Genomic DNA, 19007 nt, shown 5'->3' with positions numbered 1-19007 from the left:
ATATGTCTGAGCGAGCAAAAAGTCAAAATGAAGCGCCTCTTTACATAAAGGTTCACGCCGAGGATAATGTTGCGATTATCGTTAATTCCAATAGAGGCGCTAACTGTCATATGTATGATCCCATTGGAACGGACAAAGAGGGGAATGAGATTACGTTAATTATGCGGTTTCGGGATGGGCGTTTGTGTAAAGAAGTTTAGACCGGGACTCCTTGAGAAATAAGGGTTTCGGTTATTTGATTTTCAATAATTTGTTTGATTTATTCAATGAAAATGGTACCGGCAATGCAGACGTCTTTGACCAATTAGATTTACCTTGGTGAAAAATATTGTTATTAGATAATCTTAACGGAGAGCGAACGGCAGTGGTATATTCATAGTTTCATATGGCTCTTTCTTCCATCCCACTCCATGTCTCAATACTTGGAATTGTGCTAAAATATAGGCATGGGAACTAAGAACCAAGTTGTTAAGAGAGGTCCAATGACGATGATAAATAAACCCGGCAAGCACGGGCCCGTATATCACCTGCCTCCGTTAGGAGAGCCTCCTCCTCTGAGCGTACAGTTCTTAGGGGTTAATTACTGTGATACGGATTACCGCAATATTCGAAAGATTGCACAAATTACCGTTTTCGGTTTTGTACTATCAGGGCAAGGCAGTGTTCAAGTCGGTCCCCAAGCCTGTATTGCTCGTCAGGGAGACATGTTCATCCTACCTGCAGGCTATTACCATGAAGTTGCCTCAGACCTAGACCATAAGGAGCAATGGAGTTATATATGGCTAAACATTAGCGGAAGCTGGATTCTGAAGATGCTTGAAGCCTACCAACTGCTTTCCCATGTCGTGACGTCCAGTAGCGGATTGGAGCACTTGTTTAATGAGGCTATTGAAAGCGCTAATCAAAAATCAGTAGAAGAAATGCAAAGTGAGCTGCAGATCATCCTTATGCGAATCATTGTCAGCCTCTCCGAAACTTTACGTAAAAGAGGGGAAGCGTTAACATCAACGGTTCAAGCTATAAAGCAATTTTTGGATAACAGTATCCTTCATCCTTTCGATCCGACCCAGCTCTCTTCACAAATGGGCATTTCCAATAAGCAGATAAATCGCTTGTTTAAAAGAGAAATCGGAACGACCATCTATAACTATGTCATCTCCAAAAAGATAGAATCCGCTAAACTAATGCTACTCGACACACATCTGACCATAAGTGATATTGGTTATAAGCTTGGATATGTCGATCCGCATTATTTTTCGAACCTGTTCCAAAGCAAAACCGGAGTGAGACCAAGCGTCTTCCGAAAGCAATTTATTAAAATTCAATAGACATGCCGCGAATTGTTCAGGAATTGAGAATGATTCTTCACGGCATGTTTTTATTTTATAGAAAAGTAATTGATGTCCATAATCTTCACCCGACGTACTGCTTATTCTATTAAAAAGTTGTACAAACCACGATATACTTAATCCAGATTATTTTATGAAGGGAAAAATACAATGAACAGTGATTTTATTAGTCAACCACCTCATCCTGAAACGGAGTGGTCCGCCTGTACAGGCTATTCTGAATCTGCAGTAATGATAGAACGGATTTTGGATGTCTCCCTAAAAGATGCCAGTATTTGCTCAGGGCCGGATCATCTATACTATTTGACAGGTACGACAGATGGTTCAAGCTTGCAGGTATGGACATCCGCAGACCTAAAAACATGGACGGGGCCAGCCGCCGTATGGAGCTTGGAACAAGAGGGAACGTGGCAAAAGGAGAGCGATGGCCCCTTTGGTATTTGTGCGCCGGAGATCCACTATGTAAAAGGAACGTTCTGGATCACATACGGGTTGAAACAAGGCGGCACCGGTTTGCTCAAAAGCTTGTCAGCCTCTGTCATGGGCCCTTACCAGGATATGGGGAAGATAACAACCGACGGGCAGGATGCCTCTTTATTTGAGGATGAAGACGGAGTTGTTTATTGGATTTACAGCAATGGAAAAATCGCCCGAATGAATGAGGACATGACCGGTCTTGAGGAAATTCCCCGGATGGTAGAAGTGCAGCCTTGGAAGGTCGCGGGGCGGGAGGATCATCCATCGTACATACGGAATCTGCAGGTAGGAAGTTACGGGGCTTTTTTATACAAGCGGGATGGGTACTACTATATGTTTTGTGCAGATGAGCTTGAGAGGATGGGCAGCGATGCAGTAGATACCTTTGTAACGGTGAGCCAATCGATCTATGGTCCATACAGCCGACGGTATCTGGCACTTCCCAATGGCGGACAAGTCTCATTATTTACCGGACCGGAAAATCAGCTGTGTGCATCCTTTACGGGCTGTGGCAGCTATTCACCGGTGGAACATTATCCTTCCGTTGTACCCATGTCCTTTGCAGGCCAGGGATTCATCAGACCGATGGAGGGAACAGTGCTGGAGAAGGGAGCTGTGGGAAGTCTTAGACCCGTCGGGGATTTCCTGATTCGGGATCCCCATATTAGCACAGGACCGGATGGGATGTATTATTTGACGGGGACTTCAGACAAGCCGCATCGAAATTTTTGGGACCGAAATAATCAGCTTCACTTGTGGAGCTCAAATGATCTGAAGGAATGGAACCATGTGGCCAAAGTATGGGATTTATCCGAGAATGGCACATGGGAGAACAACATATATGAGAATCCGTGTCTTTGGGCCCCAGAGATGATCTATTTGTACGGAACATTCTGGATTACTTATTCGCTAAAAGGCGGAGGCACCGGGTTGATTAAAAGTATATCTGGAAATGCAGAAGGACCGTATATCGATATGGGTCGCATGACGAATACGGATATTGACTCCAGCCTGTTCCAGGATGATGATGGTCAAGTATATTTTGTATGGCAGGACGGTAAAATTGCCAGGATGAAGAAGGATATGACAGGCTTTGCGGAGGACCCCCGCAAGTTGCTGTGCTCGGATGGAAAGCACGTAGGCTATGAGGGTGCATTCATCGTGAAGTATAAAGGCAAGTATATTCTTGGTGCTGCGGAATGGAATGGCGATAAACGAGTGGACGGTACTTATGATTTGATGTATGCCGTTGCGGATGAGTTGTACGGCCCTTATACCCCAAGACGGATGGCAGTACCCCATGGAGGCCACGGAACGATGTTTATCGATCGTGACGGCAGACTCATGTCTACATTTTTTGGTAATGATCGGACCGCTCCATTTCGGACTCGTGTGGGAATTGTCCTGCTGGGGGCCGAAGAGGATGGAGAGGGGCTATGCATAGAGCCTTGTTGTGAGTAATATAAAAACATGAATCATGACCCTGATCGGGCTGGATTCATGTTTTTTTCTAATATTCGTGAAATGGAAAGGAGCTGCCGGTCCATGAAGTTTTTCTCCGTAAAAAAGTTGGTTTCACCTACGGTAAGCATACAGGGGAAAATCTTTGTCGCATTCAGTCTGGTTACTCTGATTGGAATCGTTGCTGTGACAAGTATTGTTTATTTGTACATGAGAGAAACGGTGAAGAATAATGCGATTACTTCCGTTACGGAAAGCATACGCCAGGCGGACGAATCCTTAAATCTCCGGTTGGAGGAAGTTAGTCGATTAAATACGGTGGTCGCTACCAATAAAACGGTGCTGGATACGCTGCTTAGCAAGACGGAGGAACCAAGCTACGAGTGGTTCCAGGAGCAAAAGCGGATCGAGGAGTTTTTATCCGCTTTGATTGCCTACAAGCCATATATTTCACGAGTTGCCGTCATAGGGTTGAACGAAAAGGTGTTTTTTGTCGGATCCCCATGGCTCGACAAGAACATTTTATACACACCGATGATGGATTATTTACTTCAAAATGGCTCAGGGCATGCTTATTTTCATCAAACCGGTTTAAGTGACTCTATTGTTACCGGGCGCGAGCTCCGATATAACCGTAACTTAATCGGAATGGTGATGTTCGATCTAAATGACGAGTTCATTAAGAAAATATATGATGTCAAACCTACATCGGACAGTATGTTGTATGTGGTTGATAGGAACAACGAATTTATTTATCAACCCCAAACAAGCGCCCTTGACAAGGCAGTGATCATTGGGCTCAATCAGGAGACGTCCGGTTCAGATCGTTCGGTTGAAAGGGTCATCGGACAGAAATCTTACCTGGTCATCACACGGAAATCGGATTATACGGGATGGTCCACGGTGGCACTCGTTCCTATGAAGTCTCTCTTAACTGAAACGACGCGGATCCGAAATGTATTAGCCACTGTAGCCATTATTGTGTTTATAATTATCGTCATCGGCACTTTACAGGTTTCCTCGAGAATCACAAGAAATATTCGAAGGCTGAGATCCATGATGATGCATGTCATGGAAGGCAATTTGACGCTACCGACTATCGAAATTCATTCCAAGGATGAAATAGGTCAACTCTATCACGTATTCAAAAGTATGGTAGAGGAATTAAAACGTTTACTTGAGGGAATCGTGACGACCGAGAAAGAGAAGCGTGAGGCGGAGTTGGCTGTTTTGCAGGCTCAAATTCGCCCCCATTTTCTGTATAACACGCTGAATACGGTCAAGTATTTGGCCAAACTTAACGGAGTGCCGAATATTGTTGAGGTATCGGAGTCCTTGATCGAGCTCATGCGCGGTGTATTGGGGAATACGAATGAATTTCTTTCCCTGCAAGAAGAGCTGCAGTATGTCCGCAGCTACGTCAATATTGAAAAATACAAATATGTGGAGCCCATCCATGTGAAGATAGAAGTCGAAAATGAAGAGCTTTTACAGTTCAGCGTATTGAAGTTAATGCTGCAGCCTCTTGTGGAAAATGCCATCATTCATGGGCTTTCCTCCTCGGAGCACGAGGGCCTGGTGTTGATTCGCATCTACGAGGAAAACAAAGAACTGAGAATCGAAGTAAGAGATAACGGCAAAGGGATGTCAAAGGAACAGATCGATGCGCTGTTTGAAGTGAATAAAGTCCAGACGAACACACGCTTCAGCGGCATGGGAGTTCGCAATGTGCACGAACGCATTGTTCGACTGTTCGGGGAGCCTTACGGCGTGTTTCTTTATAGTGAGCCAGATACCTATACCACTGTGCAGATCAGATTTCCATTGGTGCCGGGTACGGATCGAAAAGGGCAGGAGGAATGAGGAATGTTTCAGGTATTATTGGTTGATGATGAGGCGTTGGCACGTAACGATGTGAAGAGTATGTTGGATTGGGAAAAGCATGGATTCACCATATGGGGTGAAGCACATAACGGATCTATGGCGCTTTCCATGATGGAGCAGCAACCTCCGCATATCGCTATCTTGGATGTGAGCATGCCGTTAATGAATGGGGTAGAACTGAGCCGTATGATCAGAGAGCGGTTTCCCAAGGTTAAAATGATCATGCTGAGCAGCTTTGACGATTACGATTATGTTCGGACCTGCCTCATGAATGGGGCTATGGATTATTTGCTCAAGCATCGCTTGAACGCGGGAGCTCTATTGACGCTTCTGGATAAAGCGGTTCAGGAATTGCAGAGTGAAGAACGGGAGCATGAAGCTCGAAGTGCTCAAACCCAAATGATTGAACGTCTAAGTCCGGTTATTCTTCGCGAGCATGTAGCTAATTTGGCTAGAGGTGTACAAGAAGCCGGGGAAGTGCTGCAGTCTTATGCACGGGACAATGATCTGTATACCAGTTCCATCACTTATGGAACCGCAGCTGTACAAATCGTACCTTTTCTGTTGTTGACAGAGTCCTTTACCGATGTGCAGAAAAATCGGTTTGTTCAGCAAGCCACGGAAGTCATGCAAATGGCAATTGGCGACATTCAGAAGCGGACGGTAGGCTATGTGGGGGAGGGACGGTTTATTGTCCTGTTTTCTTCGGAAGATCGAAGTGAACATACGGTTACAACCCAAATCAATCAAGCCACGAGCTCCCTTGCTCATTCTCTCGAGAAATTCCTTAACTTAAAATGCGTCTATGCCATGGGGCCGCTATGCGGAAATTTGCGGTTGGTTGGCTCCAGCTATACCAAAGCAAACCAGGATATAAACGTCATGTTCGATCAAGGCTTGAACGCATCCATCCTGAAAGATTCTCTTTTTATGGATGAACAGAAGCAATTGCTGCTTTTTCTGGAGCAGTTGGATGGGGAAAGAATAAATCAAATCATTTCAACCATTTTTGCTGCACTGCGTAGTCAGCCAGTCTACGCAATGACAGTGCAAATCATTGTAAGCGAAATGCTTCATCTTGTTGAAAGGGCATGGAAGCGGCATTTTCCTCATTCATCCTTAGAAGATAACGGGCTCATCCCCTCGAGGAATGAGCTTGGGCGAATGGGAAGCGTTGCTGAGCTAGAGAGATGGTTGTTAAACTACTATGCGCGAATTGTTGGGGCCATCAAGAAAGAGCATGCAGGGGGATCCTATTCGCGCCATATCTCGAAAGCCATACAGTTTATCACCGATAACTATGCCTCCAACATATCCTTGGACATTACGGCGAGTGCCCTTAATCTGAATCCTTCCTATTTAAGCAGATTGTTCAAAGAGGAAACGGCTATGACCTTCACAGAGTATTTGAACCGGGTTCGTATTAAAACGAGCTGCATGCTTATGGAATCCGGCACCTATGCGTTGAAACAGATTAGCAGTGAGGTTGGATTTTTGAGTTATACGTACTTTTTTAAAGTGTTTAAAAGCATAACAGGAATGACACCTCAGGCGTACATGGATCATCTAAAACCGTCAAAAAAGTAGAATGGAAAGTCATAAATGTTGAATCATCCCAAAGAATGAATTAACTATACTTAGATCACCCCTTAGAAAACGCTTTCTTATAAGGGTGAAAACAACTTGATCGGAGGAACGAAAGAATGAAAAGAAATTGGGGGACGGTACTGCTTTCAACTTTAGTAGTATCCAGTATGACACTAAGCGCCTGCAGCTCGGATACCCCGAGCAAAGAGAAAGAGGGCAAAACTCAAGCCGATGATGTGAAAAGTGTGTCTTCAGCTGGATTTCCCATTGTGAAAGAGCCGCTTAAGCTGAAGATGTTCACAAGAATTGCGCCAACCAATGGACCTTTTAAGGATATGCCCGTTTTCAAGGATTTCGAAAAAATGAGCAATGTTCAAGTTGAATTTATCGAGGCACCAACGGACGGTTTTAATGAGAAGAAGAACCTGTTGTTTGCATCGAATGAGCTCCCTGATGCTATGTACCGCTCAGGTCTTACTCCTTTGGAGGCTATTCGCTATGGCACTGGCGGTCAATTAATCCCGCTAGAGAAACTGATAGATTCGTACGCGCCTAACCTCAAGAAGCTAATGGATACGTATCCAGAGATTCGTTCCGCCATTACAACACCTGAAGGTCATATTTATGCCCTGCCGGGTATTGTAACTGTAAACGCTGCCAGAACCGATAAACGCTGGATGAACCAAGTATGGCTGAAGAAGCTGAACCTGAAGGAACCTGAGACTACGGATGATCTGTACGAGGTGCTGAAAGCTTTCCGGGATAAAGATCCGAATGGCAACGGCAAACAAGACGAGCTTCCGATGACTGCACGTAACGCCTTGAGTATCGTACCGATCATGGCCGGATCATTTGGTTTGGATTTTCAGTTAGGTTATAACATTAACCTGGAGAATGACAAAGTTAATATTTGGATGGGAAGCGATCGGAATAAAGAATTGTTGATGTATTTAAATAAGCTGTATTCGGAAAAACTGCTGGATCCGGAGCTTTTTACCCAGAAGGAAGCTCAATATTTGACGAAACAAGGGACAGGAAATACCGGCTTCTTCTTTGATCAGACGAACAATCCCATGCTGGATACGAAAGTGGCCGATCAATATATCGGTATAGCTCCGGTCAAAGGCCCGCATGGTGACAGACTGCAGTTGGCCGCTCCGATACCAAGGGATTTTGGAGCTTTTGCCATCACCTCGGTGAACAAAAATCCGGAAGCAACGATGCGTTGGGTGGATTATTTCTACGGCGACGAAGGATCCACGTTACTCCGATTCGGTCGCAAAGGCGAGAATTATGAATTACGCGATGGGATTCCTTATTATACGAATGCCTTCCTGGCGACAGGCAATCAATCCAAAATCACCCCTTATGCCGGAGGTGGGGCGCCGCATCTGATCAGCGAGAATGTAGCTTCTTACATCAATCCGCCGCAGGTTCAGGAAGCCCAAAAGAAATTGGATCCTTACATGCCGAAGATTCGCTATGCAGTCCCTATGTTTGACGAGCAAACAGCCCAACAAATCAATGTGCTGCGTAACGATATTGATAAATATTACGAAGAGCAGAGCACAAAATTTATTGCAGGCGCTCTTAGCTTCGATAAGTGGGGAGAGTTCCAGAACACGTTGAAGAAAATGAAAATGGACGAGCTGCAAAAGCTGTACCAGGTCGCCTACGACAACCTCAAACAGCAAAAATAAGCACCAATGAGCTGGAGGGCTACAGATGAACAATACAGCAAGTACGGCGGGCGCCTCGTCTCGATCCAAATCGAGGCGCTCCAGCCTCTTTAAATCACTGAGTAGTCGATACGATCTCTACCTGATGCTGCTCATTCCTATTACATGGTATCTTGTGTTCCATTATGGGCCTTTGTATGGTTTGCAAATCGCGTTTAAAAACTTCAGTCCGGCCAAAGGGATCAGCGGCAGCGCGTGGGTGGGCTTTGATCATTTCCAGCGCTTCATAGAATCTTATTATTTCTGGAGGCTGCTGTGGAACACCATTTCGATTAACTTGTTCTCTTTATTGTTTGCTTTTCCAATTCCCATCCTTCTGGCTTTACTCATTACTGAAATTCGTAACAAAGCATTCAGCAAAATTGTGCAAAACATTACGTATATCCCTCATTTTATCTCCATCGTCGTTATGGTAGGGATGCTGATGGTGTTTTTATCTCCGCGAGGAGGTCCTGTAAATACGATCATTGAGGCATTTGGCGGATCTCCGGTTCGATTTCTCGATTCGGCGGCCTGGTTTAAGTCGATCTTTATCGGTTCCAACATATGGCAAAATATGGGATGGCAATCGATTATCTATATTGCAGCGCTCAGCGGAGTCAATCCGCAGCTGTATGAAGCGGCCAAAATGGATGGAGCAAGCCGGTTGCGGCGCATCTGGCACGTATCCATTCCAGGCATTCTCCCGGTCATCGTCATTTTGCTCATTCTCGATGTCGGACATTTCATGAATGTCGGTTTTGAGAAAATTTTGCTCATGCAAAATAATTTGAATTTAGAGTCAAGCGATGTCATATCTACCTTCGTCTATTCGGCAGGTATTTTAAAAGGGGAGTACAGCTATACCGCTGCCATAGGCTTGTTTAACTCTGTAATTAACCTGGCGCTGCTGTTACTCGTGAATCGCTTTGCCCGTAAAAAGGCGGAGACAAGTTTATGGTGAGGAGGGCCATGAGATGAAGGAACATACGCTCAAGAAAAGGAAGTCGGATGAAAAAATATTCGATGCCGTGGTAAGCGCATTGGCCGTCCTTATCGTAGCAGTAGTGTTGTACCCGCTAATATTTATCGTTAGTGCCTCCTTCAGTGATCCTGCACTGGTACTGAATGGGGAAGTGGTTTTGCTGCCTAAACAGATCACTTTGGAGGCCTATCGGAATGTCTTTCAAAACGATCAAATCTGGAACGGATATGGAAATACCGTTCTGTATACAGCAGTAGGTACGGTCATCAACCTGATCATGACGACATTAGCAGCTTATCCGCTGTCGAGACCAGACCTGCCCGGGCGGGGAATCATTATGTTTTTTGTAACGCTTACGATGTTTTTCAGCGGTGGTCTCATTCCGTCTTATCTCCTTGTGAAAAATTTAGGTATGGTGGATACGATGTGGGCGCTAGTTATTCCTGGCGCAATTGCCACCTATAATCTAATTGTCATGAGAACCTATTTTCAATCCAGCATCCCTTGGGAAATTCAGGAAGCAGCCCATATCGACGGGTGTTCGAACTGGAAGCTGTTAACACATGTGATATTGCCGCTATCCAAGCCAATTTTGGCTGTCATGATCCTGTTTTATGCGGTTGGTCATTGGAATTCATTCTTCAATGCCTTGATCTATATTCGCAGCAAAGATATGTACCCGTTACAACTTGTGCTGCGCGAAGTGCTGATGGTCAGTCAGGCGGATGCGGTTGACAGCAATGTTGGTCTGGAATCCAAAATACTACTGGCTGAGAGTATTAAATATGTGGTGATTATTATTTCCAGCTTGCCAGTACTGCTGATGTATCCTTTTGTACAGAAGCATTTTGTGAAGGGCGTTATGATTGGTTCATTAAAAGGATAACGGATGGAAGGAAGCGTTGTGTTCATGCAAGCAAGAGCTAAGATCCAGGTGAAGACGAATGAAGTCCGTAAAGACAGAATTAATCCTTATATATTCGGACATTTTGTGGAAGATATCCGTGATCATATGGATGCGATGTTGGCCTATCCGCTTGCGGATATGGATTTTGAAAGTGCAGATGTGACATGCAGGGGGCTTTCCGGACGCTGGCGTCCTTATACGAATGGGAAGAGTACTCTTTATGCGCTCGAACCCGCTGCTGCGCATCATTCCGGACATAGTCAGCGGGTACGAATCTATAGCGACGATGAGGCTTACGCAGGTCTAAGCCAAGCAATTGCTGTAAAACAGGACCCGGATGGCTGTTATTTGACTCTGTATGCACGAGCTTCTATCGAAATCAAGTATGTTGTAGCAGAGATTGTAGATAAGAAAAGTGAAGAAGTGCTTGGTTCAACACGAATCGATGTGGTGAGCCATAATTGGAAGCACTATGAATCGAGACTGACGGTCAGTCGGTCTTGTGAGCATGCGGAGTTCCGATTATATGTACCTTTGGAGCATGAACGCTGGCTGGATCATGTATCCACGGGGATGCTTTGGCTTGATCATATTTCGCTGCTACCTTCTGACAGTGTAGGCAATGTTCGCAAGGAAGTTATGGATATGACTAGGGACTTGAATGCCGGCATGATGCGGCTTGCAGGGAATTATATTAGTGCCTATCATTGGCAGCAGGCGATTGGCCCTTTGTATGAGCGCCCCAGTGTCATCAATGAAGCATGGGGGGGCTGGACGAATAAGTATTTTGGAACGGATGAGTTTATTGGGTTTTGCCGTGAACTGAATGTGGAGCCTCTGATTTGTGTAAACGATGGTTCGGGTACTCCGGAGGAAGCGGCCGAGTGGGTTGAGTATTGTAATGGCGATGCGAATACCCCCATGGGAAAACTGAGGGCTGCTAATGGGCACGCCGAGCCGTATGGCGTGAAGTACTGGGAGATCGGCAATGAGGTATGGGGTGGGTGGCAGGTCGGACATTGCAGCGCCGAGCAATTCGCGGAACGCTACATGCGATTTGCCGAATCTATGAAAGCAATCGATCCAGGGATTAGGCTGCTCGCTTGCGGTTATGAGAAAATGGATTGGAACAAAACCTTGCTGGAACGAGCTGCTGAGCAGATCGATTACTTAACCTTGCATTTGTATCATGGATACAATCGTTTTGGGATGAATGCTCATACGTCGAAAGAAGAGCGCTATAAGGCCATCCTCTCTTATCCGGAATGGACGAGGGAAACCGTAAGGCAATTAAGGGAGATGTTCGGATCATCCGCCCGTTATGCTCACCTGAAATTGGCGATCACCGAATACAATATGATGTATTATCCGAATACCATCCGCAAGGGTCTTCCGAATGAACACACCTTAGAAGCTGCAGCTGCAAATGCAGCGAATTTAAATGAATACATTCGAAATAGCGATTTGATTGAAATAGGCAGCTTCTCCGACCTCGTCAACGGCTGGCTTGGCGGATGTATCCGAGTAGGGGATTTCTATGCGGATCAGTTTCGCGGTAAGTCCGCTGGCAGAAGCGAGAATTCCTTAACCGTATATGGCACTTCAAGCTATTATGTCATGAAAATGTATGCAAACCAAGACTTGTTCTATGTGGTGGAGAGCTATACCGATTGCGGCAGCTTTCAAGTGGGTAGCCTTGCGCCTGCTGCACTCCAGCTTGATAACCTGCCGAATTTGGACGTCGTGGCTTGTACGAATGTTAGTGGCGATAAACTGACGATCTTTATGGTGAATCGAAGTCTCGAAGCTACGCTAACCGACGTGCAGTTGGACGGATTTGCCGAATCGGGCACAGCTCGTCTGTTGGAAGTAACGGCGGATGATTACGAATGTTTCAATAGTGTGAATAATCCGGATGCGGTGGTCTGCGAAGCTCATGAATTATCAGTAATGAAATCTCAAGTGACCTGTCAGCTGAGGGCGTCATCCGTTTATGTATTAGAAATCACTCGCTAACGGGAGTAAAGGTCTCACTGTTACGGTAACAGGAATAGGAGCTGATGATAAATGAAAAAATGGTTGACGGGACTTCTTGCTTTTGTCTTGATCATGTCTTTTCCGGCATCAGGATTCGCATACAGCAATCCGCAAATCGTACCAGACTCATGGCGTTGGGAAAATGGGGATTTTTATGGGGAAGGTGATCCGTTCATCTTGAAATTTAACGGAGTCTACTATCTGTACACCAGTACGGTGGACGATAAGCCAGGTGTGAAGGTTTGGTCGTCGGAAGACCTGGTGCATTGGGAATATCGCGGTCTGTGCGCTGCGGAACCGGTTACGAAAGGAGCCTATGCACCGGAGGTTGTTTACTGGAACGGCGATTTTTACATGTATACGGCTCTGCTTCGGGATGACAGTACCACGCAGCGCGGTCATCGCGTGCTGAGGAGCTCCAGTCCTACGGGTCCCTTCACGGACCAAACGGGCAACAAGGTAAATGGCATTGACGGGCACGTATTCATTGACGATGACGGACAATGGTACTTCTACAGCACGGGCAATGGCAATATTGACGTTCGTCCGATGTCCGATCCGTATTCGTTCGGAGAGAAAGCGAATACGGGAGCCGTGATGAAGGGCTGGACCGAGGGTCCGACGTTAATCAAACGCAATGGAAAATACTATATGACGTATACCGGAAACCATGTATGGAGCGATGCTTATAGGGTGGATTATGCAAGCAGCTCGAGTCCGGTTACGGGCTTTGTGTCGGCCGCATCCCAGAACCCGATTCTTCTCGATGCGGAAGGAGATCATGTCGGGCTTGGGCATAACTCCATTGTTCGTGGTCCCGATCTGGATTCCGATTATATGGTATACCACAGTCATGCCAATCCGGGGCGAAATCTGAACCTTGACCGGATTGTATGGAACGGGGATAAGTTGCTCGTGCTGGGTCCCACGACATCCGAACAGCCCGACCCGGCAATGCCTGAGTTCAGCGACCGGTTCCAAAGAAATGGATTGGGTGATGATTGGAGGGTTGTAGGCGGAGGAAATTGGGGAATCCGGGACGGTAGTACATTGTATCAAGATGCAATGGGTGAACCGGAACAATCTCATAAGCTTCTATCCCAGAAAGCGACGGATGACAACTTCACAGCGGAGTTCAACCTCAAGCAATCAGAGAAGGGGAACAGCGCGAACCCGCTGATGGGTGCAGTATTCTCCTACAAGAATGAGAACAATTATGGTGTTGCCGTACTTAACCCCAAACAAAATCGTTTGGAGACCGTGTTCCGCGTGGACGGCAAGGATACAGACCAGGTAACTACCCCTCTTCCGGATGGCTATGATTATACGAAATGGCATCAGATCCGTGTTGAGAAGGAGGGCTCCGACTATCGCATCCATGTAGACGGCATGCTGAAGCAAACCCGATCCGTCGAACGCCTTGGCAAGGGCAAGATCGGTTACACGACAACAGATGCGCAAGCGGATTTCGGATATGTCGCATTTAGCAACAAGGTTGGCGGAAACAGTGCCAACGCCGCTTACAAGCCGATTCCCGGCGAGATCCAGGCCGTCCATTTCAACCCGAATGGAAATGGCAAGTCCGATGGAAAGTTCGATCAATCCAATATCGCCGAAGATCCGGATGGCGGTTATCATGTCGCATTGTTCAATAAAGGGAATTTGCCATATAACGTAAATGTATCCGAAGCGGGAACCTATGATGTCGTAATCAGGTATGCCGCAGCAACCGATGCGCGAGTGAAGCTTGAACTTGATGAATCGACCGAACTGACGGATACGGTACGGCTTCCTTCAACAGGAGGTGCGGATCAATGGAACAATCTGGTGATACAGGATGTCAAGCTTCCGCAAGGGCTGCATAAGATCAAAGTGATAACTGTCGGGGGACCGTTCAATTTGGCCTCTTTGAAGTTTGGCCGCTCCGCTGCTACGACACCCATATCCGATGATTTCAATGACGGCAATGATTTCGACTGGATGAAATTCGAACAGGGCTGGCGGGTAGATACCGGGGAAGCAACTCCGTTTGACATTCCGAAACTGGTCCCGGGTATCATCGAAGCGCCTTTCTACAATACGGGCGGTGAAGGTATAGCCTACCATGATAATACTCCTGAAAACATCGGCGGTGCATATCGAGGCGATTCCGTCGATATCCGTACGAACAATAATTTCAACAGTCTTAATGTCGGCTGGAACCAGGCCGGCGAATGGCTCAAATACAACATCGACGTGAAACGCGCAGGAATGTATAAGATCGAAGTAACGGCAGCAACCACGTTCAACGATAATCAAGCGCGTATATGGCTGGACGATCATACGGATCTGACCGGTGCGATTGATATACCGAGTACCGGGGGCTGGAACAATTGGCAGACAACGGTGTCCGAAGGCGTCTATTTGCCGGAGGGCCGGCATGCGATTACCTTCGAAACGCTTAAAGGCGAGTATGACTTCGCAAGGCTGAAGTTCGTTTCCTTCGACGTACCCAAATCTCTTCCGGGCGTTGTAGAAGCCGTTCATTATAACACAGGTGGCGAGGGTGTCGGTTACCATGACAATACGTCAACGAATATCGGCGGCCAATATCGCAAAGATGCGGTCGACATTCGCGTCAATCCGAAAGGAGGCTGGAATGTCGGTTGGAACCAGACAGGCGAGTGGCTGAAGTATAACGTGGGCGTTGCCAAGCCCGCTGTTTATGACGTCAGTGTCCGGATCGCAACGGGGCTTGACGGCGGGAAAGTCCGGCTGTGGCTTGATGATACGATCGATTTAACTGGTGTCGTGGATATTCCCAATACCGGAGGATGGAATAACTGGAGAAACGTCAAGCTTGGAGACCTAATGCTTCCGGAAGGCGACCATACCATCAAGGTTGAAATCGTCCAGGGCGAATATGATTTCGCTAGTCTCTCGTTTAATACGTTACATGAATCCCAGATGCTTCCTGGGACCGTTCTTGCCGTGGATTACATGAATGGAGGGGAAGGGGTTGCGTACCATGACAACACGCCGGACAACATTGGTCGTCTATACCGTACCGATGCCGTCGATATCCGTATGCTCCCGGAAGGGGTCACGACGGGTTGGAACCAGACCGGCGAGTGGATGAAATACAATGTGAATGTCACCGAAGCAGGTTCATACAAGCTGGATTTGCGAGTGGCTACAGGCATGGAGGGCAGTCAAGTCAGACTTTGGCTTGATGATACAACCGACCTTACAGGTATTATCAATGTTCCGAACACCAGCGGTTTTCACGAATGGATGACGGTAACGAAAGAAGGAGTTGCCCTTCCCGCAGGCAATCACACCATCAAGGTGGAAATTGTAACCGGCGAGTTCGACTTTTACAGCTTCCGTTTCCACAATGACCCGATCGTTCCTAAACAAGGCGTATACAAATCGCAGCCGAAAGGGTATCCGAAATCGATTATCGGCGACAGCAGCTGGTCGGACTATATCGTGGAGACGGATATCAAGTTGGGCGCAAATACGCAAGCGGGAGGTAATGCAGGCATCATTTTCCGTGTAAACAATCCCGCTGACGGAACGTTATTAGGGCAGAACAGAAACGATTTCCTTCAGGGTTACATCGCATACCTGACCACAGATGGCGTGCATCTGGGTAAATTCAATTATAACTTCCAGTACTTGACCGGAACGGCGCTAGCGGGCACGGTTGGGAATTGGCAGCAAATGAAGGTAGTTGCGAGCGGCACTAGGATCAAGGTTTATGTTGGGGACATGGAAAAATCGCTAATTGATTACACGGATCAGAGCGGGACGGCTTTCACGCATGGCAAAATAGGAGTTAGAAGCTTCAACAGTGAAAGCTTAATCGATAACTTCATAGTCACGCCGAATCCGGCGGAATAAACGGCAAAATCACCCTCTTCTGTGGCCTATCTGGCACAGGAGAAGGTGATTTGTCTTGTCATACTTTTACCGTACCAGTCAGCAAATCATCTTGTTATTTTCAGATCGTGAAGTTTAGTATAGGATGTTTACAAAGAAATATATGGATAGTTAAAGGAGCTGAAGTTTGTGACCAGACCCAACATTCTGCTAATCACCAGCGACCAGCAGCATTGGAATACAATAGGAGCGTTTAACGAGGAAATCCATACCCCTAATCTGGATCGATTGGTTAGGGATGGGACGACATTTACGAGAGCATATTGTCCGAATCCGACCTGTACTCCGACCCGATCGTCGATCATTACCGGCATGTATCCGAGTCAACACGGGGCGTGGACACTCGGCACCAAGCTGCTGGAAGATCGGCATACCGTAGGGGAGGATTTCAACAAGAACGGTTATCAAACAGCTTTGATCGGTAAGGCTCACTTTCAACCCCTGCGCGGTACAGATGAGTATCCTTCGCTTGAAGCATACCCATTACTCCAGGATTTGGATATATGGAGGAAATTTACGGGGCCATTCTATGGCTTTGACCATGTGGAGTTAGCCCGAAATCATACAAATGAAGCGCATGTAGGCCAGCATTATGCCATTTGGATGGAGGAGAAGGGCTGCAAGAATTGGCGTGATTATTTTCTCCCCCCAACCGGTACAATGGATAAAAGCATTATGCACAAATGGCCGATACCGGAAAAGTTTCACTACAATACTTGGATCGCTGAACGGTCAAATGCTCTGCTCGAGCAGTACAAGGAGAATAACGAGCCATTTTTCCTATGGTCAAGCTTCTTCGATCCGCATCCGGATTATCTCGTGCCTGAGCCTTGGGATACAATGTATGATCCGGACCAGCTTACGATACCGGCGGTTACCCCAGGAGAGCATGACCGGAATCCGCCGCACTTCCGGATGACACAGGAGGAGAATCCTGATTTCTCCGCATGGCGCGAAACCGGCCAAGGGATTCACGGCTACCAATCTCATTCTCTGCAATCCCCGGACGAACGTAAAAAACTGGTTGCGACTTATTACGGAATGATCAGCTGTATGGACAAATATATCGGCAAAATTCTCAATAAGCTGGATGAGCTTGGTCTTGCAGACAACACGATTGTCGTGTTTACGACGGACCATGGGCACTTCTTTGGTCAGCATGGGCTGCAGTACAAAGGCGGCTTTCACTATGAAGATTTGATCAAGCTACCCTTTATTGTCCGTTATCCCGCCCACGTCCCGAAAGGCCGCGTTTCCCCGGCGATTCAATCGCTTGTCGACCTTGCGCCCACCTTCCTATCGCTTTCCGGTATTCCGATTCCTCCAGTAATGACAGGGGTGGATCAAAGCGGTGTCTGGTTGGGTACACAACCGGAGGCCAGAAATCATACCGTTTGCGAGTTCCGGCACGAGCCAACGACCATTCATCAGAAGACGTATGTCGATGAACGGTATAAAATCACTGTTTACTATAATCAAACATACGGTGAAATTTTCGACCTTCAAGAGGATCCCGGAGAGCTTAAGAACCTTTGGGATGAGCCACAGTACGCTGCACTTAAATCCGAATTGCTCTTGAAATACGCTTGGGCGGAGTTGGGAAAAGAATCGATGCCCATGCCACGCATTTGGCACGCTTAAATAGAAAGTGAGGCACAGAGGATGTCAGATCATACTTCTTACAAACCATCCTGCTGCGGTGCAGGAAGAAATCAGATAGAAACGGCTTTGGTGAAATTTGGTAATCTTGAACAGAAATCCGGTGCGTTGGATATAACGGCTAGAACGTCCAAAGATAACATGATTTATTTGCCGGGCGGCTCTTTTCTGATGGGAACGGATGATGGGGAAGGCTTTCCTGCGGATGGCGAAGGACCTATCCGTACAGTAGAGATCAGTTCCTTCTATATCGATCCGTTTGCGGTTACGAATGCAGAATTTCATACTTTCGTCGAAGCTACTGGGTATGTTACTGAAGCGGAGAAATTTGGCTGGTCGTTTGTGTTCCATCTGTTTGTTTCTCCGGAAACAGCCGCGAAGGTGAAAAACAAAGCGCAGCATACACCCTGGTGGTTGGTAGTGGAAGGCTCTGATTGGAGGCATCCAGAGGGGCCGGAGTCCAGCATCGAAGAGCGTCTGAACCATCCGGTTATCCACGTCTCCTGGAATGACGCGACGGCTTACTGCCGCTGGGCGGGAAAGCGTTTGCCAACGGAAGCGGAGTGGGAATATGCCGCTCGCGGCGGACTGGAACAGAAACGATATCCATGGGGAGACGAATTAAAGCCGGGAGGTGTTCACCGCTGTAACATTTGGCAGGGGAAATTTCCGGATAAAAACAATCAAAGTGATGGGTATGCAGGAACGGCACCGGTGAATTCGTTTGAGCCGAACGGATACGGGTTGTATAACGTATCTGGCAACGTGTGGGAATGGTGCGCGGATTGGTTCAGCCCGACATATCATCTGAATAGCACTAAAGTTAACCCGCTCGGTCCGTCATCTGGTGATAACCGAGTGCTTCGCGGGGGATCTTATCTATGTCATAAGTCTTACTGTAATCGCTACCGGGTAGCGGCAAGAAGCAAAAATACGCCGGATAGTTCTACAGGAAACATCGGTTTCCGCTGCGTGGTGAACTAAAAAAAGCCAGTCAACACTTTATTCTAGTGTTCTGA

At 46.9% G+C, this 19007-nt stretch carries 12 protein-coding genes; all 12 read left to right on the top strand.

Annotated features, from left to right (window positions below; genetic code table 11):
• The first annotated feature begins 2 nt into the window (after positions 1-2).
• The 12 genes from QFZ77_RS30695 (at position 3) to QFZ77_RS30640 (ending at position 18972) form a co-directional block, all read left to right on the top strand.
• On the top strand, positions 3-200 hold the full coding sequence (locus QFZ77_RS30695) for a hypothetical protein (protein ID WP_307445700.1): 198 nt from the start codon (positions 3-5) through the stop codon (positions 198-200).
• Between the two features lie 288 nt (positions 201-488).
• Positions 489-1328 (top strand): AraC family transcriptional regulator, encoded by an 840-nt coding sequence (locus QFZ77_RS30690; RefSeq protein WP_307445697.1) that lies wholly within the window; start codon positions 489-491, stop codon positions 1326-1328.
• Between the two features lie 171 nt (positions 1329-1499).
• Positions 1500-3287 (top strand): family 43 glycosylhydrolase, encoded by a 1788-nt coding sequence (locus QFZ77_RS30685; protein WP_307445693.1) that lies wholly within the window; start codon positions 1500-1502, stop codon positions 3285-3287.
• A gap of 84 nt (positions 3288-3371) precedes the next feature.
• Entirely contained in the window at positions 3372-5150 is a 1779-nt protein-coding gene (locus QFZ77_RS30680; protein WP_307445690.1) for a cache domain-containing sensor histidine kinase, read from the top strand.
• A 3-nt stretch (positions 5151-5153) separates the two neighbouring features.
• On the top strand, positions 5154-6758 hold the full coding sequence (locus QFZ77_RS30675) for a response regulator transcription factor (RefSeq protein WP_307445687.1): 1605 nt from the start codon (positions 5154-5156) through the stop codon (positions 6756-6758).
• A 116-nt stretch (positions 6759-6874) separates the two neighbouring features.
• Complete coding sequence (locus tag QFZ77_RS30670) at positions 6875-8458, top strand: extracellular solute-binding protein (protein WP_307445686.1); 1584 nt, start codon at positions 6875-6877, stop codon at positions 8456-8458.
• A 25-nt stretch (positions 8459-8483) separates the two neighbouring features.
• A complete protein-coding gene (locus QFZ77_RS30665) occupies positions 8484-9440 on the top strand; it encodes an ABC transporter permease (RefSeq protein ID WP_307445683.1) in 957 nt (318 codons plus the stop codon).
• Between the two features lie 13 nt (positions 9441-9453).
• Complete coding sequence (locus tag QFZ77_RS30660) at positions 9454-10347, top strand: carbohydrate ABC transporter permease (protein WP_307445682.1); 894 nt, start codon at positions 9454-9456, stop codon at positions 10345-10347.
• 24 nt (positions 10348-10371) lie between these two features.
• Complete coding sequence (locus QFZ77_RS30655; RefSeq protein ID WP_307445680.1) at positions 10372-12384, top strand: alpha-L-arabinofuranosidase C-terminal domain-containing protein; 2013 nt, start codon at positions 10372-10374, stop codon at positions 12382-12384.
• 51 nt (positions 12385-12435) lie between these two features.
• Positions 12436-16290 carry a carbohydrate-binding protein gene (locus QFZ77_RS30650; protein ID WP_307445678.1) on the top strand — a complete coding sequence of 1285 codons (3855 nt, stop codon included), beginning with the start codon at positions 12436-12438 and terminating at the stop codon, positions 16288-16290.
• Positions 16291-16458: 168 nt separating this feature from the next.
• Positions 16459-17970, top strand: coding sequence for a sulfatase family protein (locus QFZ77_RS30645; RefSeq protein WP_307445675.1), 1512 nt, complete (start codon positions 16459-16461; stop codon positions 17968-17970).
• A 21-nt stretch (positions 17971-17991) separates the two neighbouring features.
• Positions 17992-18972: a formylglycine-generating enzyme family protein gene (locus QFZ77_RS30640; protein ID WP_307445672.1), complete on the top strand. Its 981-nt coding sequence runs from the start codon at positions 17992-17994 to the stop codon at positions 18970-18972.
• Positions 18973-19007 lie beyond the last annotated feature (35 nt).

Origin of the sequence: Paenibacillus sp. V4I3 (assembly GCF_030817215.1) — a bacterium.
GTDB lineage: Bacteria > Bacillota > Bacilli > Paenibacillales > NBRC-103111 > Paenibacillus_E.
This window is presented reverse-complemented; position numbering and strand designations above follow the sequence as displayed.

What these genes read in the sequence shown, in the direction of transcription:
- QFZ77_RS30695 (WP_307445700.1), top strand. Translation starts at nt 3, where the DNA reads ATGTCTGAGCGAGCAAAAAGTCAAAATGAAGCGCCTCTTTACATAAAG.
- QFZ77_RS30690 (WP_307445697.1), top strand. Translation starts at nt 489, where the DNA reads ATGATAAATAAACCCGGCAAGCACGGGCCCGTATATCACCTGCCTCCG.
- QFZ77_RS30685 (WP_307445693.1), top strand. Translation starts at nt 1,500, where the DNA reads ATGAACAGTGATTTTATTAGTCAACCACCTCATCCTGAAACGGAGTGG.
- QFZ77_RS30680 (WP_307445690.1), top strand. Translation starts at nt 3,372, where the DNA reads ATGAAGTTTTTCTCCGTAAAAAAGTTGGTTTCACCTACGGTAAGCATA.
- QFZ77_RS30675 (WP_307445687.1), top strand. Translation starts at nt 5,154, where the DNA reads ATGTTTCAGGTATTATTGGTTGATGATGAGGCGTTGGCACGTAACGAT.
- QFZ77_RS30670 (WP_307445686.1), top strand. Translation starts at nt 6,875, where the DNA reads ATGAAAAGAAATTGGGGGACGGTACTGCTTTCAACTTTAGTAGTATCC.
- QFZ77_RS30665 (WP_307445683.1), top strand. Translation starts at nt 8,484, where the DNA reads ATGAACAATACAGCAAGTACGGCGGGCGCCTCGTCTCGATCCAAATCG.
- QFZ77_RS30660 (WP_307445682.1), top strand. Translation starts at nt 9,454, where the DNA reads ATGAAGGAACATACGCTCAAGAAAAGGAAGTCGGATGAAAAAATATTC.
- QFZ77_RS30655 (WP_307445680.1), top strand. Translation starts at nt 10,372, where the DNA reads ATGCAAGCAAGAGCTAAGATCCAGGTGAAGACGAATGAAGTCCGTAAA.
- QFZ77_RS30650 (WP_307445678.1), top strand. Translation starts at nt 12,436, where the DNA reads ATGAAAAAATGGTTGACGGGACTTCTTGCTTTTGTCTTGATCATGTCT.
- QFZ77_RS30640 (WP_307445672.1), top strand. Translation starts at nt 17,992, where the DNA reads ATGTCAGATCATACTTCTTACAAACCATCCTGCTGCGGTGCAGGAAGA.